Origin of the sequence: Collinsella sp. AM29-10AC (assembly GCF_003469085.1) — a bacterium.
Lineage (GTDB): Bacteria > Actinomycetota > Coriobacteriia > Coriobacteriales > Coriobacteriaceae > Collinsella.
Window position 1 is genome coordinate 52655 of the sequence record NZ_QSKB01000005.1, and the last position, 22917, is coordinate 75571.

General features: G+C 61.6%; 16 protein-coding genes, 5 tRNA genes and 1 pseudogene. 7 read left to right on the plus strand and 15 right to left on the minus strand.

The window, feature by feature from the left end:
* Positions 1 to 99: 99 nt before the first annotated feature.
* The 4 genes from DW754_RS02760 to DW754_RS02775 all read right to left on the minus strand — a co-directional run bounded on the left by DW754_RS02760 (position 100) and on the right by DW754_RS02775 (position 512).
* Positions 100 to 175 (minus strand) — tRNA-Lys (locus tag DW754_RS02760).
* A gap of 43 nt (positions 176 to 218) precedes the next feature.
* A tRNA-Lys gene (locus DW754_RS02765) sits at positions 219 to 294 on the minus strand.
* Positions 295 to 337: 43 nt separating this feature from the next.
* Positions 338 to 413: transfer RNA gene (locus DW754_RS02770), tRNA-Lys, on the minus strand.
* 22 nt (positions 414 to 435) lie between these two features.
* Positions 436 to 512, minus strand: a tRNA-His gene (locus tag DW754_RS02775).
* Positions 513 to 676: 164 nt separating this feature from the next.
* Between DW754_RS02775 and DW754_RS02780 the strand changes: the two genes are divergently transcribed.
* Both DW754_RS02780 and DW754_RS02785 read left to right on the plus strand, forming a co-directional pair.
* Positions 677 to 1858: a pyridoxal phosphate-dependent aminotransferase gene (locus DW754_RS02780; protein WP_117758335.1), complete on the plus strand. Its 1182-nt coding sequence runs from the start codon at positions 677 to 679 to the stop codon at positions 1856 to 1858.
* 141 nt (positions 1859 to 1999) lie between these two features.
* A pseudogene (locus tag DW754_RS02785) lies at positions 2000 to 2890 on the plus strand (ROK family protein).
* Between the two features lie 114 nt (positions 2891 to 3004).
* Here the strand turns inward: DW754_RS02785 and DW754_RS02790 are convergent.
* The 4 genes from DW754_RS02790 to argS form a co-directional block, all read right to left on the minus strand.
* Positions 3005 to 3454: a VanZ family protein gene (locus tag DW754_RS02790; protein ID WP_117758336.1), complete on the minus strand. Its 450-nt coding sequence runs from the start codon at positions 3452 to 3454 to the stop codon at positions 3005 to 3007.
* A 7-nt stretch (positions 3455 to 3461) separates the two neighbouring features.
* On the minus strand, positions 3462 to 4862 hold the full coding sequence (locus DW754_RS02795) for a hypothetical protein (RefSeq protein WP_117758337.1): 1401 nt from the start codon (positions 4860 to 4862) through the stop codon (positions 3462 to 3464).
* A 313-nt stretch (positions 4863 to 5175) separates the two neighbouring features.
* Positions 5176 to 7749, minus strand: a complete 2574-nt coding sequence (rho, locus tag DW754_RS02800) for a transcription termination factor Rho (protein WP_369832159.1) — start codon at positions 7747 to 7749, stop codon at positions 5176 to 5178.
* 528 nt (positions 7750 to 8277) lie between these two features.
* On the minus strand, positions 8278 to 10131 hold the full coding sequence (gene argS, locus DW754_RS02805; RefSeq protein ID WP_117758338.1) for an arginine--tRNA ligase: 1854 nt from the start codon (positions 10129 to 10131) through the stop codon (positions 8278 to 8280).
* A gap of 342 nt (positions 10132 to 10473) precedes the next feature.
* Between argS and DW754_RS02810 the strand changes: the two genes are divergently transcribed.
* Together DW754_RS02810 and DW754_RS02815 are read left to right on the plus strand one after the other, a co-directional pair.
* A complete protein-coding gene (locus tag DW754_RS02810; protein WP_022094807.1) occupies positions 10474 to 10959 on the plus strand; it encodes a CarD family transcriptional regulator in 486 nt (161 codons plus the stop codon).
* 108 nt (positions 10960 to 11067) lie between these two features.
* Positions 11068 to 11667 carry an HD domain-containing protein gene (locus tag DW754_RS02815; protein ID WP_117758339.1) on the plus strand — a complete coding sequence of 200 codons (600 nt, stop codon included), beginning with the start codon at positions 11068 to 11070 and terminating at the stop codon, positions 11665 to 11667.
* 71 nt (positions 11668 to 11738) lie between these two features.
* On the opposite strand, the gene DW754_RS02820 is transcribed toward DW754_RS02815, so the two are convergent.
* Positions 11739 to 13025: a glutamate-5-semialdehyde dehydrogenase gene (locus DW754_RS02820; protein WP_117655690.1), complete on the minus strand. Its 1287-nt coding sequence runs from the start codon at positions 13023 to 13025 to the stop codon at positions 11739 to 11741.
* Positions 13026 to 13137: 112 nt separating this feature from the next.
* Here DW754_RS02820 and DW754_RS02825 point away from each other — a divergent pair, with 112 nt between their 5' ends.
* Entirely contained in the window at positions 13138 to 14556 is a 1419-nt protein-coding gene (locus DW754_RS02825) for an alpha/beta fold hydrolase (protein WP_117758340.1), read from the plus strand.
* A gap of 101 nt (positions 14557 to 14657) precedes the next feature.
* Here DW754_RS02825 and proB read toward each other — a convergent pair whose 3' ends face one another.
* The 5 genes from proB to DW754_RS02850 all read right to left on the minus strand — a co-directional run bounded on the left by proB (position 14658) and on the right by DW754_RS02850 (position 19210).
* A complete protein-coding gene (proB, locus tag DW754_RS02830) occupies positions 14658 to 15785 on the minus strand; it encodes a glutamate 5-kinase (protein WP_089572036.1) in 1128 nt (375 codons plus the stop codon).
* A gap of 79 nt (positions 15786 to 15864) precedes the next feature.
* Positions 15865 to 17370 carry a nicotinate phosphoribosyltransferase gene (locus DW754_RS02835; RefSeq protein WP_117655692.1) on the minus strand — a complete coding sequence of 502 codons (1506 nt, stop codon included), beginning with the start codon at positions 17368 to 17370 and terminating at the stop codon, positions 15865 to 15867.
* Positions 17371 to 17454: 84 nt separating this feature from the next.
* The gene (locus tag DW754_RS02840) at positions 17455 to 17907 is read right to left on the minus strand and encodes a hypothetical protein (RefSeq protein WP_117716822.1); all 453 of its coding nucleotides are present in this window, start codon (positions 17905 to 17907) and stop codon (positions 17455 to 17457) included.
* 64 nt (positions 17908 to 17971) lie between these two features.
* Positions 17972 to 18044, minus strand: a tRNA-Ala gene (locus DW754_RS02845).
* 227 nt (positions 18045 to 18271) lie between these two features.
* Positions 18272 to 19210 (minus strand): radical SAM protein, encoded by a 939-nt coding sequence (locus DW754_RS02850; protein ID WP_117716821.1) that lies wholly within the window; start codon positions 19208 to 19210, stop codon positions 18272 to 18274.
* Positions 19211 to 19738: 528 nt separating this feature from the next.
* Here DW754_RS02850 and DW754_RS02855 point away from each other — a divergent pair.
* A complete protein-coding gene (locus tag DW754_RS02855) occupies positions 19739 to 20938 on the plus strand; it encodes an MraY family glycosyltransferase (protein ID WP_117716820.1) in 1200 nt (399 codons plus the stop codon).
* Between the two features lie 169 nt (positions 20939 to 21107).
* Positions 21108 to 22157, plus strand: coding sequence for a tryptophan--tRNA ligase (gene trpS, locus DW754_RS02860; protein WP_117758341.1), 1050 nt, complete (start codon positions 21108 to 21110; stop codon positions 22155 to 22157).
* A 393-nt stretch (positions 22158 to 22550) separates the two neighbouring features.
* Here trpS and DW754_RS02865 read toward each other — a convergent pair whose 3' ends face one another.
* Positions 22551 to 22871, minus strand: coding sequence for an MGMT family protein (locus DW754_RS02865; protein ID WP_117716818.1), 321 nt, complete (start codon positions 22869 to 22871; stop codon positions 22551 to 22553).
* Positions 22872 to 22917: the final 46 nt, after the last annotated feature.

A 22917-nucleotide genomic window follows, 5' to 3' on the forward strand; every position in this document is an offset into this window, starting at 1 on the left:
GGTAGACTCGATCTGTGAAAGTGGCTGTGCCCTTTCGGGTTCGACCCCATGCAAGGTCAAAAAAAGCGACCAGCCGAAGCCAGTCGCTTTAACATACTTTGGTGGGCCGTCAGGGGGTCGAACCCTGGACCTTGGGATTAAGAGTCCCCTGCTCTACCAACTGAGCTAACGACCCAAAGCTAAAGTCCGTGTTGGCGGACTTTAGAGGAGATATCGTGTGGTGGGCCGTCAGGGGGTCGAACCCTGGACCTTGGGATTAAGAGTCCCCTGCTCTACCAACTGAGCTAACGACCCAAAGCTAAAGTCCGTGTTGGCGGACTTTAGAGGAGATATCGTGTGGTGGGCCGTCAGGGGGTCGAACCCTGGACCTTGGGATTAAGAGTCCCCTGCTCTACCAACTGAGCTAACGACCCGATATCAACACGAAGCAAGAACTGGGGTGGGTAAAGGGACTCGAACCCTCGACCTACGGGACCACAACCCGTCGCTCTAGCCAACTGAGCTACACCCACCGTGTCCTGTGCGCTTCGCGCTCGACTATTATTGCAAGGAACGCCACGCGATGCAAGCCCCAATTTTCAAGAATTTTGAAAAGAGTTTTTCGAGGCCGTTTCGAGCAAATCCCACCGGTTCCATAGGAGTAAACTTGCTCCACCCAATGCTCGAAAGGATAGGCATGAAAGAACTCTCCAACCGCACGGCGGCGTTTACCGATTCGGTCATCCGCCGCATGACGCGCATCTCCAACAAGTATGGTGCCGTCAACCTGTCGCAGGGCTTCCCCGACTTTGATCCCCCGGCGCAGCTGCTCGATAGCCTCAGCACCATCGCCACCGATCCCAAGCCGCTCTATCACCAGTACTCCATCACCTGGGGCTCCCAAGCCATGCGTGAGGCGCTTGCCGCCAAGCAGGAGCATTTTATGGGCATGCCGGTGAACCCCAACGAGAATATCGTAGTCACTTGCGGCTCCACCGAGGCCATGATGGCCGCCATGATGACGGTCACAAACCCCGGCGACAAGGTCGTCATCTTCTCGCCATTCTACGAGAACTACGGCGCCGACACGATCCTCTCGGGTGCCGAGCCCATCTACGTGCCGCTTAACCCACCTGCGTTCGACTTTGACCGCGAGACACTCGAGGCGGCCTTCCGCGACAACGATCCCAAGGCCATCGTCCTGTGCAACCCTTCCAACCCCTGCGGCAAGGTCTTTACGCGCGAGGAGCTCACCTTTATCGCCGACCTCTGCAAACAGTACGACGCCTACTGCATTACCGACGAGGTATACGAGCACATCGTCTACGCGCCCCACGAGCACGTCTATATGGCCACGCTGCCCGGCATGTTCGATCGAACCATCAGCTGCAGCTCGCTGTCCAAGACCTACTCCATCACCGGCTGGCGCCTAGGCTACACCATCGCTCCCGCCGAAATCACCGAGCGCATCAAAAAGGTCCACGACTTCCTCACCGTAGGCGCCGCCGCTCCCCTGCAAGAAGCCGTCGTCACCGCCCTCAACTTCGACGACAGCTATTACCAGGAGGTCCTCGACCTCTACACCGCCAAGCGCGACCTGTTCTGTCAGGGACTCGACAGCATCGGCCTTACGCACAACGTGCCGCAGGGCGCCTACTACGTGATGATGGATATCTCGGAGTTTGGCTATGACAGCGACCTCGACTTCTGCGAGGATTTGGCCTCCAAGGTGGGCGTGGGCGCCGTTCCGGGCTCGAGCTTCTTCCGCGAGCCCGTCAACCATCTGATTCGTTTCCACTTTGCCAAGCGAGACGAGACGCTCAACGCTGCGCTTGAGAACCTCAAGTCGCTACGTGATAAAATCAACCCGCGCGGGTAAGGACGGCCCGGCAACTAAAGTAACCAAAGAAGCCCCGCATCGCCCGCCGCGTTGCGAGGCTTCTTTTTATAGCGCTTTCTTAAATGGTTTAGAGCGCTATATTTTAGTCACGGAGCAACTCATCCCGGAGAGAGGAATACTATGGCAGAGCAGCAGCTTATCGGAGCGCTCGAGGCCGGCGGCACCAAGATGGTCTGCGCCACGGGCTATGCGGACGGCACGGTCCTGGAGCGTGAGCAGATCGCGACCACGACTCCGCAGGAGACCGTCGAGGCCGTCAACGCATGACTTGCCGACAAGGGCATCGCCGCGCTGGGCATCGGCGCCTTTGGCCCCACCGCAGTCAACCCTGCCTCGCCCCAATACGGCAAGATCCTGGAGACGCCCAAAACGGCATGGCGCTACTTCGACCTGCTGGGCACCATCCAAAACGAGCTCAATATTCCCTGCGGCTACGACACCGACGTCAACGTCGCCTGCCTGGGCGAGGTCACCTTTGGTTGCGCCCAGGGCCTCACTGACGTGGTGTATCTGACCATCGGTACCGGCGTGGGCGCTGGCGTGCTCTCGGGCGGTAAGCTCGTGCACGGCATGATGCATCCCGAGGCTGGCCACATCCTGGTCACGCGCGACCCGCGCGACACCATTGGCGAGCACAGCGCCTGCCCCTTCCATGACAACTGCCTCGAAGGCCTCATCGCCGGCCCCGGCGTTAGAAAGCGCTGGGATGGCAAGAGCGCCGGAGACATGGCTGATGACCCGGAAGCCATGGACCTGCTCGCCGGCTATCTGGCACAGGCACTCATGACCTACACGCTGTGCTACGCGCCGCAAAAGATCATCATCGGCGGCGGCGTGGCCGACCACACTCCCATCGTGCCGCTCGCACGCAAAAAGTGTGCCGAGATGCTCAACGGCTATATCGTCACGACCGAGGTCAACGACATCAATAACTACATCGTCAACAACAGCCTCGAGGGCAAGCAGGGCGTTATGGGCTGCCTGGCCCTGGGCGCACAGGCGCTTCAGTAGCAGATGAACCCACAGGGCGTGGCGCGCCCGGCAAATCCGACCTACGAAACGACGCCACCACGCCTCATATAAGCCCTCAAATAAAAAAGGCCGCCTAGGACCAAACAATACGTCCTAGGCGGCCTTTTTGGCGCACATCAGCGACCGTAAGAGATATCGGAGCACAACGCCCGTTGCCGCTCCACAGCAGTCGATCATCACATCGGTGATCATGCCGGCGCGTCCCGGCACAAAGAGCTGAATCGTCTCGTCAATCGAAGGAATCAGCAGCAGGAACACCGCCGTGGGCAGCAGCACGTCAAAGGTGCGCCGGCCCTCAAAATCAAAGGCGTGCGTTGCCAGGATGCCGAGCACCATATACTCGGAAAAATGCGCGCACTTGCGAACAACAAAGTTGGTCACCCATTCATATGGAAGTCCCACGCCGTGCAGGAAACCGCGGATAGCTTCCATGACCGTTAGGCTCAGTGAGCCCGACCCCGAGCCGGGAACCAGCGAATTGCCCCAGATCAAGAGCGCCATCAGGCAGGTTACGACCGCCCATTTTCGATTGATCTTAACCATGCAGAAGTTATGCCTCCGCGCGGAGCGGCGCGAAGCTGGCGGTACCGCCCTCGATAACGCTCAGATAAGCACGGCCCGTACGCTTGGCGGTAGAGGACTGAAGACGCTCGATCTCTTCCTCGAGGATCTGATTGACGCGCTCGTGACGACGATTTTCCATAATGCCGGCGGCAATAGCCTCGGCCCGCTCGATGCTCTCACGCGAGATACGGGCAGTATCCTCGGGGAACACAGCGCTGTGACGGCCGACATAGGCGGGGGCAGCAGGCTGAGGGGCAGCGACGGGAGCGGGGGCTGAAACAGGAGCAGGCTCGTCAATCTCATCCAGAATCGCGGTGGCGGCGGCCCACATACCCTCGTGGCCCGAGTAATCGGCCATGGGGACATCAACCTCGAGCGAGGCGTCCGGAAGGTCGCCGGTGTCGATGCGATCTTGGGCATCAATCGATGCGGTGATGGCTGCAGGCTCATCGAGGTCATCGAGATCGATGTCCGCGACACCGGAGATGATAGGCATGCTGGCGAGGTTTGCGTTGTACGGCGCAGCCTCGGCCGCCTGCTGCCGGGCAGGAGCGCCCCAAAGCGAGCTTTCGGCGGCGCGGCGGGCGGCAACGGCCTCCTCGTCCGCGGCCATGGCTTCATCAACGTACGAATTGTCGGCAGAAGCGTTCGCGTCCGCCGAGGTAGCGCTGCAGGCGTTATTGGCTGCCGCGTTGGCAACGAGTGCCACGAAAGCCGCCGTGCTGCCCGCAGGGGCGGCCTGGGAGCCCGACACGGCGCGTGCCGCAGCGGCGATGTCATCGCGATTGAAGGAGCCGGTCTGCCCGCCGTTGGTGAGCTCGTCGATGGCGACTTGATAGACGTCGCGCGAGCGCGCAGGGTCGCAGCTAACCGGCGAATCGTCGTCGAGCATGCTGTCGATCATGGACCAAGCCTCGGCCTCGTCCATAGCATCTGCGGCTCGAGCGATGGTAGGGACACCATCGTCGGCATGACGGCGTTGGAACGCACCAGTCAGGCCGGAAAGGAATGCCGAGGTAGACTGCTCCGACTGAGCCTGAAAAGCAGAAGCCGCAGCGTATGGAGTCGCATCCTGCTGCTGAGCTGGAATCGAGGCGGTCTTGAACTCGCTTTGATGCTGATTGAGATTGGCGGCACCGCCCATGGCATCGGGCTGGAACAGACGCTCTTCACGCTGCGCACGATACTCGGAGATACCCAGCGAGGCGGCATAGATACCCACGCCCGCCACCGCGCCCACGGCGAAGGGAACCGCACCCGCCACGACCGTCTCGTTCACCGACGAAAACGGCAGCGTCGCGGCATACATAACCACGGGAGCGGCAAGGCCGATCCCGCACGAAAGTCCGGCAAGGACTGCTCGTTGTGTTGCATCAGAAGAAGCCATGAGCTCTCCCCATCTTCCAGCACCCAAATCGCATCATTCAGTTGGCTGCGCGAGAGAAGATGAAGCGGGGCTATGCCCCAAAGCAACGGTATATGGTTCGTTTCATCTGCGTTTTCCGTCGCGAAGCTTAAAAGCTATTATGCGAAACCACCCTGCCGATTGCAAGCGACGATGTCGGATTGAAACGGGAAACCTGCTGCTCGTCGGTCTTACGGTCAAAAATAAGCGCGGAGCGGCGCAATGGAAAGGGGCCGAGGCTCAAAGCCCCGACCCTTTATCGCATTGATGACTATCGCAGCGCGTGGATGACAACCTAGAACGTCTGCTCGTAGTCGCTGTGTTTTTTGGCCGAACGCACCAGGAACTCCTGGTTGGTGTTGGTGCCCTTCAGACCCTTGATAAACGACGCCGCCGCACGCTCGGTATTGTTCATGCCGGCAAGAATGCGACGCAGACCAAAGACAAACGGACGCATCTGCTCGTCGACCAAGAGGTCCTCGTTACGCGTACCGGAGGCAACGGGGTCGATAGCCGGGAAGATGCGGCGGTCGGCCAGGTCGCGGTCGAGCTTAAGCTCCATGTTGCCGGTGCCCTTGAACTCCTCGAAAATGACCTCGTCCATCTTGGAACCGGTGTCGATGAGGGCAGAGGCCAGGATGGTGAGCGAGCCGCCGTTCTCGATATTGCGGGCTGCACCCAGGAAGCGCTTGGGCGGATACAGTGCCGCCGAATCGACGCCGCCCGAAAGGATGCGGCCCGAGGCAGGCGCCGCCAAGTTGTAGGCGCGGGCGAGGCGCGTGATGGAGTCGAGCACCACCACGACGTCGCCACCCAGCTCTACGATGCGCTTGGCGCGCTCGATGACGAGCTCTGCCACGCGGGTGTGGTTGTCGGCAGGCATATCGAAGGTCGACGCCACAACCTCACCCCTGATGGAACGCTGCATATCGGTGACCTCTTCGGGGCGCTCGTCGACGAGCAGGCAGATGAGGTGCACCTCGGGGTTGTTAATCGAGATAGACTGGCAGATCTTCTTGAGGATCGTGGTCTTGCCGGCCTTGGGCGGGGACACGATCAGGCCGCGCTGGCCCTTGCCGATCGGTGACACGATGTCGATGGCGCGACCGGTAATAGAGTCCTTGCCGTGCTCCATGCGCAGCGGCTCGTTGGGATAGACCGGGGTGAGGTCGCCGAACTTGGGACGGTTGCGAATCTGCTCGGGGTCCAGACCGTTGACGGTCGTGATTTTGGCGAGGCCGGCGCGCTTGTCGCCGCCGCGCGAAGGACGCAGCGAGCCCTCGATGACGTCGCCCGTGCGCAGGCGCGCGGAGCGGATGAGGTAGGCGGGCACGAAGGCGTCGTCGTTGGACTTCATGTAGCCATGGGCGTGGATGATGCCGGAGCTGTCCGGGCGAATCTGCAGAATGCCCTTGATGTCGCGGAAGCCCTCGGCCTTCGCAGCGGTGACGTAGATTTCCTCGACGAGCTCGGCCTTCTTCTTGCCGGTCGTCTCGATCTCGAACTCCTTGGCCTTCTCGCGAAGTTCGGCAACCTTCATGGCAGCGAGCTCCTCGCGCGAAAGCGTAGGCTCGGTGGGAGCGGCATTACGCTCCTTGTTGCGTTGCTTGCGATCGCGCTGGCGGTTGCGACGGTCGTTGTTGCGCTCGTCCTTGCGCTCGTTGCGCTCCTCGTTGCGCTTGTGCTGGCGACGGTTGGGGCGAGCGCCGTCTTCGCTCTCGGCGGGGGCGGCACCATCGGTTGCGGTGGTGTCAACATTGGCCGCAGCGGCGTCATTGGCCTCGGCGCCAGAATCAACCTGCGCTTCGACATCAGCATGCTGCTCGGCGGCCTTGGCCTTAACGGACTTCTTGCGACCGCGCTTGGGCTTCTCGGATGCAGGCTGTTCGACGTCCTGGGGCTCGGCGGCATCAGTCGATACATCGGCGGTCGTCTCGGTGGAATCCTCGGACGCGCCCTTCTTGGCAGCCTTAGCCTTGGACGTGCGCTTAGCAGCAGTGCGACGCCTGCGACCGGGACGGACGTCGGCGGGCTCGGCATCGGCAGAAACGGCCTCGGAAGTCGTAGCATCCTGGACGGGTTCATCGGCAGCAGTTGAGGACTTGGCGGTCGCCGCAGCATCCCGAGCGGCGGCGGCTGCGGCTGCGGCCTTCTCGGCCTCGACAAAGGCCTTGGGCTTGCGACCGCGACGGTGCGGGCGCAAAGCCGGATCGACAACGGGAACTTCGCTGGCCTCGACAGGCGCAGCGGGCTCAACAGGCGATGTGCCCTCCCCTGCCGCGGAACGGACCGAAGCCTCAGTGAGCTCGGGGGTTACCTGTTCAGCAACCTGCTCGGCCTTAGCAGCCGTGCGACGGCGTGTGCGCGGTACCGGCTTCTCGGTCGGCTGGTCGGCGACAGGAGTCTCGGTGGCGGCAGGCGTCTCGAGCACAGACGGAGCTGCAAGCTCGGTCAGAGCCGCGGCCTCGCGCTCGGCAGCACGACGGCGGGCGCGCACCACCTGAGCCTCGCTAATCTGCGCCAACGCACGTGCCTGCGCGACCTCATCGGAAATCGGCGCCGAGGAGTCAGCTGCAACGGTGAGCTTGGCGCGCGTCGTGCGCGTGGTACGGCGCTTTGGCTTGGTGACCTCCTCGCCGTCAGCGGCAGGCTTGGCCGTGCGGCGCGTGCGCTTGGGCTTTGCCGGAGCAGCCTCCTCACCAGTTGCAGGCACGGCCTTCTCAGCCGCTACAGGCATAGGCGTCGAAGCAGCCTTAGGCGTCTCAGGAGCCGAGGCTTGCGCGGGCGCCGCGACCTGGTCCGACGCAAGCGGTGCAGCGGGAGCGGCCTGCGTCGTCGTTATTTCGTTTTCTTGCTGTTGATCAGACACAGTGTTTGCTCAACTTTCTTTTCAAGCCCTGTGATCACATGCTCCCTGCATAAACCTTCAGGGCGGCTAAACAGTCTAGTTCCGTTCAAAACGACGGACATCATTGATCTGTATCGAGATGATTGCGTCAACTACGCAGCGTTAGTGTAACACAACCGCCGCCACCTGCAACTTAGTCATTGGGGACGTTCTTAAACGACTAGTCAAAAGGGACACTCTTTGTTTGCCACCCACAAATCTGACTGCCTCCGCCAAAACTATGGCGGTTTACTACGATGAATCGCTCAACCGCGACCACTCCGAAACTTGTTGAACTAAAACCGCAGGTAGATGCCTTGCACTTTTTAGCAAAAAGCCGGCGTGGTTAGAATTCCTCAATTCATCGTAGTAAACCGGCATAGTTTCGTATTTCTAGCAGCTCCAAATTCATCAATACGTCGGCGTTTGCGAAAAAAGCCCGACCTCCGTAGGAGATCGGGCTTATAGGGCTCAGTTAAACCAAACCTACACGGTCAAATGACCCGCAGATTACATCTGCTCGGGCGCGGAAACGCCAACGAGGGTAAGCACCAGGGCGAGCGTCACGCGGACAGCGTCGCAAGCTGCCAGACGGGCGCGCGAAAGCTCGGGGTCGACGGGACGGCCCTCGCTCGGCAGAACCTGGCAGGCAGCGTAGAAGCTGTGGAAGTCGCCGGCGAGCTCCTCGGCAAAGTGGGTCAGACGGAACGGAGCGCGATCGCGAGCACAGCTGGCGATCAGGTCGGTGAGCTCGTTGAGCTTGCGCGAAAGGGCGAGCTCGGTCGGGTCGGTCAGCAGCGAGTAATCGACGTTCTCACCGATGGCCTTGGCGGCAACGGCCTTCATGCCCATCTCGTCGGCCTGCTCGGCGGTAACGTCGGCGGCACGGCGCAGGATGGAGCACACGCGGGCGTGAGCATACTGCACGTAATAGACCGGGTTGGAGTTGTCGCGCTTCTTAACGGCCTCGATGTCGAAGTCGACCATCTGGTTGGAGCTCTTGGAGATGAGCGTGTAGCGAGCGGCATCGGAGCCGACCTCGTCGACGAGCTCCTGCAGGGTCACCATGGTGCCCTTGCGCTTGGACATACGGACGGGCTTGCCGTTACGCAGCAGGTTGACGAGCTGACCCAGCAGAACCTCAAACTTGCCGGGGTAACCCAGAGCGTCGCAGACGCAGCGGACGCGCTCGATGTAACCGTGGTGGTCGGCGCCCCAGATGTCGATGACGTGATCGACGCGCTGGAACTTATCCCAGTGATAGGCGACGTCGGAGGCGAAGTAGGTGTACTCGCCGTCGGACTTGATCAGGACGCGGTCCTTGTCGTCGCCCAGATCGGTGGAGCGGAACCACAGGGCGCCGTCCTTGGTGTAGAGGTAGCCCATCTTGTCGAGCTTCTCAAAAGCGCGGTCGACGGCGGAGGTGCCGGCGGTCTCGCCCTCGGTGTCCTTCACATACAGCGAGCGCTCGGAGTACCAACGGTCAAAGTCGCAGTTGACGGCGTGGCAGAGGTCGCGCATGTTGTCGACCATCTTCACGTAGCCGCGCTCACGGAAGCTCTCCATGCGCTCCTGCGGATCGGCGTCGACCCACTTGTCACCGTCGGTGCGCCAGAACTCGGCAGCCTCATCGATGATGTAGTCGCCGCCGTAGGAGTCCTTGCCCAGGGTCTCGGCAAAGTTGTCCTGATACGGATGGGTCTCGGGATGCTCGTCGTTCTCGTCGGCAACGAAGGCGTCGCGATCGGCGATCAGCAGCTTGTGAGCCTCGTCGATATCAACGCCCTGCTTGGCGATGATGTCGGCAAGCTGCATATAGCGCGTGCTGATGGAGTTGCCGAAGGTGTTCATCTGAGAGCCGTGGTCATTGATGTAGAACTCACGCTGGATCTCATAGCCGGCGTGGTCCATAACGCGGCAGAGCGAATCGCCCAGCGCGGCCCAGCGGCCGTGGCCGATGTGCATGGGGCCGACGGGGTTGGCGGAAACGAACTCGACCTGGGTCTTCAGGCCACCACCGACGTTAGACTTAGCGAAGTCCATGCCCTTCTCGCGAGCCTTGCCAAAGATGGCATTCTTGACGGCAACGGAGAGGTAGAAGTTGATGAAGCCGGGGCCTGCGATCTCGACCTTCTCGATCGCGGGGTCCTCGGGCATATGGGCAACGATGACCTCGGCGATCTTGCGCGGGGCGCAGTGGGCCAGCTTGGCGGACTTCAGGGCCATGGTAGAGGTCCACTCGCCATGAGAAGTGTCAGCCGGTCGCTCGATAGCGCAATCGTCAAGTTCAAATGCGGAAAGGTCGCCGGCCTCCTGGGCCGCAGCAAGCGCAGCGCGTACCAGCTCTTCAATCTTCTCGGGCATAGATCCTCCTTGTGTTAAAGCCCCCGAGCTCTTGGTCACTCGTAGGGCAAAAGCCAGAGTTTGTAGCACTCTATCACAAGCGACGGGCACTGTCGCAGGGTAAAGCTAATAGATATTGCATATGCACAAAAATGACTACAGCTTGCATGGAGTCACTCAAAGATGCCGGTCTGCCTGCAGATTATGCAGGCGTTGAAAATGCATAAAGGTGTGAATGAGCTGCGTCTGTTATCGAATACTCTTACCTATCAGAATTGTGTGCTTTTCCTGCATAAAGTAAGGGTTTCCGCACGTCAGCGTGGTATTCTAGACATACGCAAATTCGTATAAGTTGGAGGTAGCATGTTCTCAATCGGTCAACACGTCATTCATCCGGGTCAGGGAGTCTGCACCGTCGTCGGTTTTAGGGACGACACGCCGCAGCCCATGCTGCTGCTCGAGACCAAGCAGGGGCATGCGCAGACGATTCTCATGTACCCCGTGGCGCAGGCCGACCGTCTACATGCCGCCATCTCTCAACAGGATGCCGAGCACCTGCTGAGCCACTACGACGAGCTGGAATGCGACACCTTTACCGAGCGCAACAGCTCGCTTGAGGAAACGCACTTTAAGCAGCAGCTTAAGCTAGGTGCACCCGAGACAGTCCGTGTGGCAAAAACCATGATGCACCGCATTCGCCAGGCCGAGGAAGCTGATAAAAAGCCCAGCTCCTACTACATGCGCGTACTCAAGGAGGCCAAGCGTCGTTCCATCGAGGAGTTCGCCGTGGCCTTGGGCGTCACCGAGGAGGACGCCGAAGCTCGCCTAGCCCAAGCCGCCCTCAACTAACCCATCCGCGCCAAAAACCACCACAAAGGGGACAGGCACCTTTGTGGTGGTTTTCTTGTTCCAGTAGTATTCATTCTTAGCGATACCCACGAGCACAAGGAGTCTCTTATGGCAGAGCCGCTTACCGCCGGAATCACCCGCGACCGCGCGTTCGAACTGCTCAACGAGCACAACAAGGACCCGTTCCACATCACCCATGGCGAGACGGTCGAGGGCACCATGCGCTACTTTGCGCGCGAGTTCGACCCCGAGAACGAGGAGTTTTGGGGCATCGTCGGCCTGCTGCACGACCTGGATTGGGAGGAGCATGAGGATGACCCCATGAACCACACCATCTATGCGGCCGAGATCCTCGAGGACGAGGGCGCATCGCCCGAGCTCATCCGCGCAATTCAGACGCATACGTCCGACTTCAACTCTTCGCTACCCAAGCCCGAGCTGCAGATGGAGAAGATCCTGTTTGCCTGCGACGAACTCACCGGTCTAATCGGTGCTGCCGTGATCATGCGTCCGAGCAAAAGCGTCATGGACTTTACGACCAAGTCGCTCAAGAAAAAGTTCAAGGATAAGCGCTTTGCCGCCGGCTGCTCACGCGACGTGATTTCGCAGGGCGCCGAGATGCTGGGCTGGGAGCTTCCCGAGCTCTTCGACCGTACCATCGCGGCCATGCAATCCTTCGCGCCCGATCGCGATACCTTCCAGGCCTAACCGCCCACGCCACCTAAAACCACCACAAAGGAGACAGGCGCCTTTGTGGTGGTTTTTCGTTTGCAACAGGTTTAGGGGCGGACCTGGCCGGTGCCGCGGAGCTTGTATTTGTAGGTGGTGAGGGCCTCGGCGGCAAAGGGGCCGCGGGCGTGGAGCTTTTGGGTCGAGATGCCAATCTCGGCGCCCAGGCCAAACTCGCCGCCGTCGGTAAAGCGCGTGCTGGCGTTGGCATACACGGCCGAGGCATCGACCTCGTCCAGGAAGCGCTCGCAAGCATCCGTGTCCTCTGCAACGATGGCCTCGGAGTGCATCGTGCCGTAGCGGTTGATGTGCGCGATGGCCTCGTCCTCGTTCGCCACGACCTTCACGCTCATCTCGAGCGCCAGATACTCGCGACCCCAGTCCTCCTCAGTCGCGGCAACGTAGTCATCGCCCTCGGCAAGCCCGGTGTCGGCGCATGCGGCGCACGTGGCCTCGTCGCCGTGAATGAGCACGCCGTGGTCATGCAGCACGGCCACGACCGCAGGCAAAAACGCATCGGCCACGGCACGGTCGACCAGCAGCGACTCGGCGGCATTGCACACGCCCACGCGCTGCGTCTTAGCGTTGACGATAATATTGAGCGCTTTATCGAAGTCGGCGGATTCATGCACGTAGATGTGGCAGTTACCCGTGCCCGTCTCGATCACCGGAACGAGCGACTCGCGCACGCAGCGCTGGATCAGGCCTGCACCGCCGCGCGGAATGAGTACGTCGACAACACCGCGGAGCTTCATGAGCTCGCCAGTGGCCTCGCGGTCGGTGGACTCGATCATCGACACGGCCTCGCGCGGGAAGCCCTTGGCCTCGAGCGCATCGGCCAGCAGCTCAGAAATCATGGCACACGAGTGATAGGCCAGCGAGCCGCCGCGCAGAATGCAGGCGTTGCCGGTACGGATGCAGATGCCCGCGGCGTCGGCCGTCACGTTGGGACGCGCCTCGTAAACCATGGCGACCAGGCCCAGCGGCACACTCACACGGGTCAGGTCCACGCCGCTTGCAAGCACGCGGTGGTCGAGCACGCGGCCCACGGGATCGGGCAGCTCGGCGAGCTTTTCCAGGCCGGCGGCCATGCCCTCGACGCGCTCGGGCGTCAGCAGCAGACGATCGAGCAGTCCGGCCGAGGTACCCGCATCGCGCGCAGCGGACATATCGAGCTCGTTGGCGGCGACGATGGAGTCGACGCCGTCGCGCAGCGCCGCGGCCATGGCGCGCACGGCCTCCTGGCGCTGTTCATCGCTCGCCGTGGCAAGCGAGGCCGACGCTGCCTTGGCGGCAACGGCAAGATCGTGGACATACGTGGCTATATCGACCGACATGGGCGGCCCTTTCTCCTAGAAGTTTGCAACCATGGTAGCCGATTTGCGCATGGCCTCGCCCGCGGCGGTAGAATTGGTCAACCCGAAACACCGCAACGAACGGAAGACTCACATGGCCCTCATCACTTCGTACCACGTCCCCGGCCTGTATGTCGAGGACCACAGCATCGACGTCCCCCTCGACTGGCGCGGCCTGGAGCCGATGCTCCTGGCCGTCGGCAGCACCATGCGCCGCGGCGCTATACCGACACCCATCGCCGGTGCGCCCGAGAGCATCAAGCTCTTCTACCGCGTGGTTTGCGCACCCGACCGCATCAACGACGACCTGCCGCTCCTTCTCTTTTTGCAGGGCGGCCCCGGTGGCGAGAGCCCGCGTCCGCTGTCGCCCACAAGCGATGGCTGGATCGAAGAGGCCGTCAAGCATTTCCGCGTCGTGCTGCCCGACCAGCGCGGTACCGGGCGCAGCAGCTGTGTAGACGGGCGCACGATTGCCGCACTGGGCGAGCGCGCCGAGGCGGCCGGCTCCGATGCTGCCCGCTCGCAGGCGGACTTCCTCAAGCGCCACCTCGCCAGCTCCATCGTGCGCGATTTTGAGTACCTGCGCCTGGTGGGCTTTGGCGGCAGGCCCTGGGTCACGCTCGGGCAGAGCTACGGCGGCTTTTTGACGCTGAGCTACCTGTCGCTCTTCCCCGAGGGCGTGGCGGCAAGCTTTACCTGCGGCGGCATCCCCCACGTACCGGCGAGCGCAAGCGAGGTCTACGCGCACACCTTCCCGCGCATGGCTGCCAAGACGCAGCAGTATTACAACCGCTACCCCGCCGACGTCGAGCGCGTGGCGGCCCTGGCAGATGCCCTCGAGGAGCAAAAGCCCGTGCTACCCGACGGCTCGCCGATGACGGTCGAACGCCTGCAGCTCATGGGCAGCGACTTTGGCATGAAGCCGAGCTTTGAGCGCATGCATTGGATTATCGATCATGCTTTTGTTGACGGCGACGGCACGCTGGCCTGCGGCGCCTCGGTATCTGACAGCTTTTTGATGCGCGCCTTCGAGCGCACCAACACGCGCACGAATCCGCTGTACTGGACGCTTCAGGAGTTCATCTACGCCGACGGCGACACCATGCCCATTCGCTGGGCCGCGGCAGAAGAGAAGGCCCATCGTGCCGAGTTCGACACGCTCACGCGACCGCTCATGTTTACCGGCGAGGCCATGTTCCCGTGGATGTTTGAGCAGATGCCCGAACTTAAGCCCTTCAAGCCGGCGATGGATCTGCTTATGGAAGACACCAGCTGGGACAAGATCTATGACCCGCAGCGCCTGGCGTGCAACGAGGTGCCCCTGCAGGCCGCGGTGTACTTCGATGACATGTACGTGGACTCGGGCATGCAGCTCGATACGCTCAGCCGCGTGGGCAACTCGCATGCCTGGGTGACCAACGAGTTCGAGCACGACGGCTTGCACGGCAGCGTGGTGTTCAAGCACCTCTTCGACGAAGCCCTCAACCGCGGAGACCTGCGCCAGATCTTCTAGCAAAGGAGTGTCCCAAAGTGCCGGCACATAAGGAACGTCCCCAAGTGCCGGAAAAGGAGAGGCAGCACTGCTGGCAAAACGAGCCGCAGCGCTGCCTCTCTTTATGCAAACACTATCAAGTTGTCCCTATGGATCGCGGGCTTCTCGGCCAGGTCTGCGAGCAGGCGGTTGCTGGCAATCTGGTCCTGGCGGCGGCCGGCGGCAAGCTCCAGCACGTCCGAATCGGCCTCGGCGATACCACGGGCGACAACCATGCCGCTCGGGTCGCACACGTCGAGCACATCGCCCTCGGCAAACTGGCCATCGACCTCGCGAATACCCACCGCGAGCAGCGACGATCCGCGGCTGACCAGCGCCTTCGCGGCGCCGTCATCGACCGTCACCGAGCCGTGCGCCTTGTCGCCCAGTGCAATCCACAACTTGCGCGGCGCAATGTCCAGGCGCTCCGCCGGCGGATCGAACAGCGTACCCACGCTCTCGCCGCGGGCCAGACGCACGAGCGCATCGGGCTCCTCGCCCGAGCAAATCACGCTTTGAATGCCCGCCGTCATGAGAATGCGGCTCGCGCGAATCTTGGTGATCATGCCGCCCGTACCCACCGATGTGGAAGAATCGCCCGCCGAGGCGATAATCTTGGCATCGATCTTATGCACGACCGGGATAAACTCGGCCGTCGGATCCTCATGCGGATTGGCGGTGTAGAGGCCATCGATGTCCGAGAGCGTCACGCACAGATCGGCAGAAACCAGGCAGCTCACAAGCGCCGCCAGCGTGTCGTTGTCGCCAAACTTGATCTCATCGACGGTGACGGTATCGTTCTCGTTGACGACCGGCACCACGCCGAGCTCCACCAGGCGAAGCAGGGCGTCGCGCGCGTGCAGGTAGGACGTGCGGCGCGCCGTGTCGTGACGCGTGAGCAACACGAGCGAGGTGAGCAGGTCGCGCGCATGGAACTCCTCGTCGTAGGCCGACGAGATGATGCACTGACCGGCCGAGGCGCAGGCCTGCAGGCTCGGCAGGTCGCCGACCGGCTTACGGTCGAAGCCCAGCACGGGATAGCCGCAGGCAATGGCGCCCGAGCTCACCACGATCAGGCGCCAGCCAAGCTCGCGCAGCGCTGCGGCCTGGTCGGCAAGCCCGCCGATAAAGGCGCGGTTGACCTTGCCGTCGGCGCCCACCACCGTGGACGAACCGATCTTTACCACCATCGTTTTATAAGAAGTCGTCATACGTCAAACCAATCAACTGTTCAGCGAACGGCCGAGCTGGCGGCCAAGGAAGCGTGACTCGCCCCTACCGCCCAAGGAATTAGTGAGCCCAGGGAAAGGCAGAAGCCGCGGCCATGTTCTTGCGCACAAGCTCGTCGCGCACCTGTGCCAAGCCCTGCTCCATGCCCACCACATAAGTCTGCGGGTACAGGAAGCGCTTGTAGACCGGATCCAGATGGTCCAGTGCCCAGGTGCAACGCTCGCGTGCGTCCTCAATGCTCTCGCGCGGGGCAACGGCGCTGCCATCGCGCACGATCGGCGCCAGCAGCTCGCGATACTCGAGCTCGGACACATCGGTCACCAGCGCAGCATCGTTCACGGCCACGAGGGTATTACCGCGCGCGGCGCCCTCCCCAGACAGATGATCCTCGTCATAGATCATGTCGCAGATCGGGCCGCCAAAGCCGTCGTAATAACGGCGCACGCGCTGCACACCCGGGATCGTGCGCTTGTAGGGCTGCTCGGAGAGCTTAACCACCGGCGTCCACGGATCCGTCTCGCTCGCACGGCGGGCGGAAAGCTTATACACACCGCCAAGCGCCGGCTGGTCGTAGCAGGTCGCGAGCTTGGTACCCACACCAAAGCTATCGATGGGCGCACCCTGATCGAGCAGCGACTGAATCGTGTACTCGTCCAGATCGTTGGAAACCGAGATCCCTACATAGGGCAGGCCCTCGGCATCAAAACGGCCACGCACATATTTGGAGAGCTTGGCGAGGTCGCCCGAGTCGATGCGAATAGCCGACAGGCGCTCGCCCACCGCCTCCATCTCCTTGGCAACCGTAATGGCATGCTCGCAGCCCTCGCGCACATCGTAGGTGTCGATGAGCAGCGTACAGTTCTTGGGGCTCGACTTGGCAAAGGCACGGAAGGCCTCGAGCTCGGAATCGAAGCTCATCACCCAGCTGTGCGCATGCGTGCCAAAGACGGGAATACCGTAGCGGCGGCCGGCGAGCACATTGGACGTAGAGGAACAGCCGGCAACGTAGCTCGCGCGCGCGACGGCCAGGCCGCCATCGGGACCCTGGGCGCGGCGCAGGCCAAACTCGGCCACGGGACGGCCGTCCGCCGCCAGCACCACGCGCGCCGTCTTGGTGGCGACAAGCGTCTGGAAGCCGACGATGTTGAGCAGCGCCGTCTCGAGCAGCTGGCACTCCAGCGCGGGGCCGGTAACGCGCACCATGGGCTCACGCGGAAAGACGAGCTCGCCCTCGGGGACGGCGTCGATGTTTACATGCGCACGAAAATCGCGCAGGTAGTCGAGGAATTCAGGCTTGAACATCGCGCCGCCGGCCGGGGCCTGGAGCGAGGCGAGGTAGTCGATGTCCTCGGGCGTAAAGCGCAGGTTCTCGACCAGCTCGGGCAGCTCGGCGGTACCGCACATGACGGCATAGGCGCTACCAAAGGGATGGTCGCGGTAAAACGCGGTAAAACAACCCTGCTCATTGGCCTTGCCGCTCTCCCACAGGCCCTGGGCCATAGTGAGCTCGTACAGATCGGTAAGCATTGCGATGTCGGTGGGATGAGAGATATCGGTCAAAGCCATGGGGCGACCTTTCGGATGCGTTGTGCAGAGGTTGAGGGTTGGACAAGGGCAGAGTGTTCGGACATGACGCCCGATGTAAATCGGTTAGAGCAGGCCCATGCTGGTCAGGATCGTGTAGCCCATAAAGATGACAAACGCGATGAGGGCAAGGACAATGATGATTTTTTGAGCCGGCGCCATGCCAGGGATCTCGTTCTCGCCCGTAGGCTCCTTGGAGGTAACCATGCGCTGGGCAAAGGTCATCTCGTCACGGCTCGGCTTGGGCTCGACGGACTTGGAACGAGCGGCCTTTTTAGGCTGAGGTTTGGGCGCGGCAGGTGCAGGCTTCGCGGCAGCGGGCTTGGGCGCGGGCGCCGGTGCGGGTGCGGCGTTCGCGGCGACCTCCTCGGCCTTCGCACGCTCGGCACGCAGGGCAGCCAGCTCCTCACGCTCGCGACGGGCCTCTTCCCGAGCCTCGCGGCGTGCCTTCTCAGCGCGGAGCTCTTCCAACTCAGCGCGCTCCTCGTCGGACAATGGTTGGGACTCAAGCTCGGCCATGGTACAGCCCTTTCTTTTAAAAAAAGCCGCCGACACAATGTCAGCGGCTTATCAAATCCAAGGGTGGAGACGAAGGGAGTCGAACCCTCGGCCTCTGCCATGCGACGGCAGCGCTCTCCCAACTGAGCTACGTCCCCAGGACAAGTCGATATTTTACCTACGGCTCGCCAACTGTCAACGCCCAATAACCAGTCTTTTTGGGGCGGGGCTATTTTAGCTACTTTCAGATGCCGGCTCGACCCCTGCCGAGAGTAGTCTTTTTGGGACGGGGCTTTTTAGCTGCCCCTGCCGTTAATCGGCCAAAACGTGTGCGCTCTCTGCTGGGGCTAAAAAAGCCCCGTCCCAAAAAGACTACTCAGCAGAGCTACTTTGCGCTGGTAAGAACACCGGTGGTGTCAAACGCCGGGGTAAAGCTCTCGTCTACCGCGCCGCCCTCTTGCCAAAACATCGTCGTAAAGCCCAGGTCGTCGGCATGGTCGAGCACCTGCTCGTACTCCTCGCGCGTTACGGCACGGGCCAACTCGCCGCCCTGCTCGCGCATGAGTGCATTGGGCGTGTACTGGTTCATAACCGAAATCGGCACGTCGCCCACCGTCTGCCACACCAGGTCCAGCACGCGGCACGAATCGTCCGCATGCCCCGGCAGCACCAGGTGGCGCACGATGATACCGCGCTTCATGAGCCCGTCCTCGTCCACCAGCTCTCCCCCGCGGCGCTCGATCTCGCACGCCATCTGTGCCAGGCCCGACACGGCCACGCGCGGGTAATCCTTAATATGAGAAAGCGACTGCGCAAGCCCGGCATCGGCATATTTAAAGTCGGTGAGCCACACATCGACCAGGTCACCCAGGGCAGCTACGGCACTCGCCCGCTCATAGCCGCTCGTGTTGTAAACGATCGGGATGTCCAGCCCGCGCTCCCTCGCTGCGGCAATCGCGGCCGGCAGCAGGTGAGCATAATGCGTCGCAGTCACCAGGTTGATGTTGTTGGCTCCCTGGTCCTGCAGTTCCAGCATAATCTCGACCAGACGCTCAGGCGAAATCTCAAGGCCAAAATTGCCGGTCGAGATCTCGTGGTTCTGGCAGTAGATACATTTAAGCGAGCAGCCGCTAAAGAAGATCGTGCCCGAACCGGCCTCGCCCGAGATAGGCGGCTCCTCCCACATATGAAGCGCCGCGCGGGCCACCCTGAGCGTGTCGTTAGCACCGCATACGCCGCGCACGCCCTCATCGCGCGCCGCACCGCAACGGCGGGGACACAAATGGCAGGCGGGCGAAAAAAGTTCGGTCAACGACGTCGGCATAAAAACATGCTCCAAAACAACGATTCAGCAGCTCAAACGTAAAGGGCCAGGCCGCGTAGACGGCTCGAGCCCCAAGGCGCCGTAATCGTCCGACACGATTTTTGTAATGTCAAGACTGGAATCGATAAAGTGCCGCTTTATGATGTAGGTATTCCGCCCCCCCGCGGAGCAACTGGGTGAACCGTCGCGTTTATTTAGGGAGCCCACACAGTCGTACCTAGTACAGGTATCCTTCGTTGTTAAGGACGCTGGAACAGTCGATGAGGGCACCCACCTGTTTTAGGTGGGTTCATTTTCGTAACGTGGGGGGGTGGTTTTCTTTTGCCGAAAATCACCATCACGGTCCATATGGATCCCCGTCGGCATCCCGACAAGCCATCGACAACATCCCAATATCTGGTAAGCGCGTGATTATCGCTGCGTGCAATTACATGCACCCCCCTTGGTCGAGTATTATGGTTCGGCTATGCCCTTTGCGCATGGCGTTCTTCTGACCTTTTCCTTCGACGCTTGGCGGTTTTTAGATTCATGGCTTCATCCCCGAGCTACATACCGTACCTATGCGTGGCAGCGGCGGCCTTTATCACGACCTTCCTCGCGGTGCCCCTGGTCAAGCGCTTGGCAATTAAGCTCGATGCCGTCGACTATCCTTCTAAGCGCCGCATCAACACAAAGCCCATCCCGCGTTTGGGCGGAACGGCGGTGTTTTTGGGCCTGGTCGTTGCCTGCATTGTGCAAATCCTAGGCACCTGGCACCTAGGCTGGCCACCCGTCCTGGTGCCGCACCCGCGCCTTCACATTAGCTATCCCATGCTGGCGCTCTCCTTTACCGTCATCTTTGCGACCGGCGCTATCGATGACGTCTTCCAACTCAAGCCCAAGCAAAAGCTGGCCGGGCAGGTCCTCGCCGCGCTCATCGCCTGTATCGGCGGCCTGCGGATCGGCGTCATCGTCAACCCGTTTGCCCCCGGCGAAATCATGCTCGGGTGGCTCGCCTACCCCATCACCGTAATCTATCTGGTGGCATTCACCAACATCATTAACCTCATCGACGGCCTCGACGGCTTGGCCACGGGCATCTGCGGCATCGCCTCGTTCACCATGTTTTCGATGGCCGTTCTCTCGGGCCGCATCGACGCCGCCGCGCTCTCCATTGCGCTCTTTGGCGCCTGCCTGGCCTTTTTGCGCTACAACTTCAACCCCGCAAGCATCTTCTTGGGCGACTCGGGGTCGCTGCTTCTGGGCTTTGCACTGGGCTCCATCTCGCTGCTCAACGTGAGCCGCACCGCCGCGCTCACCTCGCTTATCATCCCGCTCATCGTTGCCGGCGTGCCCATCATCGACACGTTTAGCGCCATCGTGCGCCGCAGGCGCGCCCACATTAGCATTGGGCAGGCCGACAAGGGCCACATCCACCACCGCCTAATCCAAGAAGGCTACAACCAAAAACAGGCCGTGCTGCTCATCTATGCCTGGTGCATCATGCTTTCGGCCGGCGCCGCCGCGATTAACCAGGTCGAAGTGCCCATGCGTGTGCTCATCTTTACCGTGCTCGCCATTGGCTCGGCGGCCTTCGCCAAGCACCTGCACCTGTTTGAACCCGTGCTACGCCACCATTACAACAAGCGCACGCACGAGGACGAGCTCGTCACCCCCGACGACCCCGCCTTTAAGCAGGAGGAGCAGGCAGCCGAGGAGCGCAAAGAAGAGCGCCACCACAAGCTCTAGGGCAAGCTGCCGAGGATGTGCCAAGGCACCGTTGGCCAAGCGCGGCCGCGCCGCGCCCATCGCACAAGCCGCACCACGCGCGTCCCTCTCCCGCCCTCGCCTACTTACGCACCGCCCCTCCAATAAACGCGTTATCATCTTGACCCATGAACATACGTTAGGAGCAATCATGCCAAACGAGAACAGCTACGAAGTCGCGCTGCAAAAGAGCAACGCCATTCGCGAGGGCCTGACCAAAACGCCCGAGAAGTTCACCATGCTCACCGGCGACCGCCCCACCGGCCGTCTGCACCTGGGCCACTACTTCGGTACCCTCAAGGGCCGTGTTGAGCTGCAGAACATGGGCGCCAAGACCAACGTGCTCATCGCCGACTACCAGGTCATCACTGACCGCGACACGACCGAGCACATCCAGGACAACGTGTACAACATGGTCATGGACTACCTTGCCTGCGGCATCGATCCCGACAAGACCATGATCTACGCGCACTCCGCCGTGCCCGCCGCCAACCAGCTCATGCTGCCGTTCCTGTCGCTGGTCTCCGAGGCCGAGCTGGCGCGCAACCCCACCGTCAAGGCCGAGATGGAGGCCTCGGGCCACGAGCTCACCGGCCTTCTGCTCACCTACCCGGTGCATCAGGCCTGCGACATCCTGTTCTGCAAGGGCAACGTCGTGCCCGTCGGCCGCGACCAGCTGCCGCACATCGAGCTCACCCGCACCATCGCCCGCCGCTTTAACAACCGCTACGGCAAGGTGTTCCCCGAGGTCGACGCGCTGCTGTCCGAGACCCCGCTGCTGCCGGGCCTGGACGGTCGCAAGATGAGCAAGAGCTACGGCAACGCCATCAACATCTCGATGACCGCCGAGGAAACGGCCAAACGCATCAAGAAGAGCCAGACCGACTCCGAGCGCATGATCACGTTCGATCCCGAGAACCGCCCCGGCGTGTCTGGCCTGCTTTCAACAGCCGCCATCTGCACCGGCCGTTCCGAAGTCGAGATTGCCGAGGAGATTGGCATGGGCGGCTCCGGCCAGCTCAAGAAGTACGTGACCGAGGCCGTCAACAAGTACTTCGCACCTATCCGCGAGCGTCGCCAGCGCTACGAGAACGATCTGGACTATGTGAAGGACGTCCTGCATGAGGGCAACCGTCGCGCCAATGAGATCGCCGAGCAGACCCTGGCCGAGGTTCAGGACGCCATGGGCATGGTGTACTAGACCGATTTGCTGGCTTGAGCTTTCGATTGCTTTAGGGCGGGCGCTACGGCGTCCGCCTTTTTTGGAGCCGGACCGCTTCAGCTCCATCCATCACACTCTCCCGACAAACAGGAACAGGCCCGCCGGCAGTTAGCTGCCAGCGGGCCTGTTCCCGAAGTACACCGTTGAATCGCACAGAGGGGAGGGATGCGAATCAAACTCAACAGGGCAGGCTTTTTCATCGCCTATTGCCTGCTCCGTTGCTGAAACCAATATAGTTCACCGTGGCTTACTTTCTAGCGTCAAACTACCCCAACACACCTTCTCCATAAGTTAGCCCAGGTAAACCTGCAACGGAAAGCCACCACAAAGGGGACAGGCACCTTTGTGGTGGCTTTGACCACGGCAGAGCTGTTAGAGTCCAGCAGGCCAACGACAGGCGGCCAGATCAACATGCATGGGATCGGCAAACGTCACGCCCTCCCCCATTAAGAGCTCGCGCTGAGCATCGGGGCCGCCAAAGGCAAAGCCCTCACAGATACGGCCGTCGGCAAACACCACGCGATGACAGGGAATTTGGCCAGGGCGCGGATTACTATGAAGGGCATACCCCACGTACCGCGCACTTCGTGGACGACCGGCAAGCAGTGCCACCTGACCATACGTGGCGACCATCCCCTCGGGGATCTGCTCGACCACCCCGTACACCCGATCAAAAAAGCCCTCAGACGCCATTGCTCGCTCCCTTCCACCCGGAAAAGCATAAACCATCACAAAGGGG

Coding starts and splice junctions, on each gene's coding strand:
- DW754_RS02855 (WP_117716820.1), top strand. CDS start 19,739: ATGGCTTCATCCCCGAGCTACATACCGTACCTATGCGTGGCAGCGGCG.
- DW754_RS02790 (WP_117758336.1), bottom strand. CDS start 3,454: ATGGTTAAGATCAATCGAAAATGGGCGGTCGTAACCTGCCTGATGGCG.
- DW754_RS02815 (WP_117758339.1), top strand. CDS start 11,068: ATGGCAGAGCCGCTTACCGCCGGAATCACCCGCGACCGCGCGTTCGAA.
- trpS (WP_117758341.1), top strand. CDS start 21,108: ATGCCAAACGAGAACAGCTACGAAGTCGCGCTGCAAAAGAGCAACGCC.
- DW754_RS02795 (WP_117758337.1), bottom strand. CDS start 4,862: ATGGCTTCTTCTGATGCAACACAACGAGCAGTCCTTGCCGGACTTTCG.
- argS (WP_117758338.1), bottom strand. CDS start 10,131: ATGCCCGAGAAGATTGAAGAGCTGGTACGCGCTGCGCTTGCTGCGGCC.
- DW754_RS02820 (WP_117655690.1), bottom strand. CDS start 13,025: ATGTCGGTCGATATAGCCACGTATGTCCACGATCTTGCCGTTGCCGCC.
- DW754_RS02835 (WP_117655692.1), bottom strand. CDS start 17,370: ATGGCTTTGACCGATATCTCTCATCCCACCGACATCGCAATGCTTACC.
- DW754_RS02840 (WP_117716822.1), bottom strand. CDS start 17,907: ATGGCCGAGCTTGAGTCCCAACCATTGTCCGACGAGGAGCGCGCTGAG.
- proB (WP_089572036.1), bottom strand. CDS start 15,785: ATGACGACTTCTTATAAAACGATGGTGGTAAAGATCGGTTCGTCCACG.
- DW754_RS02810 (WP_022094807.1), top strand. CDS start 10,474: ATGTTCTCAATCGGTCAACACGTCATTCATCCGGGTCAGGGAGTCTGC.
- DW754_RS02850 (WP_117716821.1), bottom strand. CDS start 19,210: ATGCCGACGTCGTTGACCGAACTTTTTTCGCCCGCCTGCCATTTGTGT.
- DW754_RS02825 (WP_117758340.1), top strand. CDS start 13,138: ATGGCCCTCATCACTTCGTACCACGTCCCCGGCCTGTATGTCGAGGAC.
- DW754_RS02865 (WP_117716818.1), bottom strand. CDS start 22,871: ATGGCGTCTGAGGGCTTTTTTGATCGGGTGTACGGGGTGGTCGAGCAG.
- DW754_RS02780 (WP_117758335.1), top strand. CDS start 677: ATGAAAGAACTCTCCAACCGCACGGCGGCGTTTACCGATTCGGTCATC.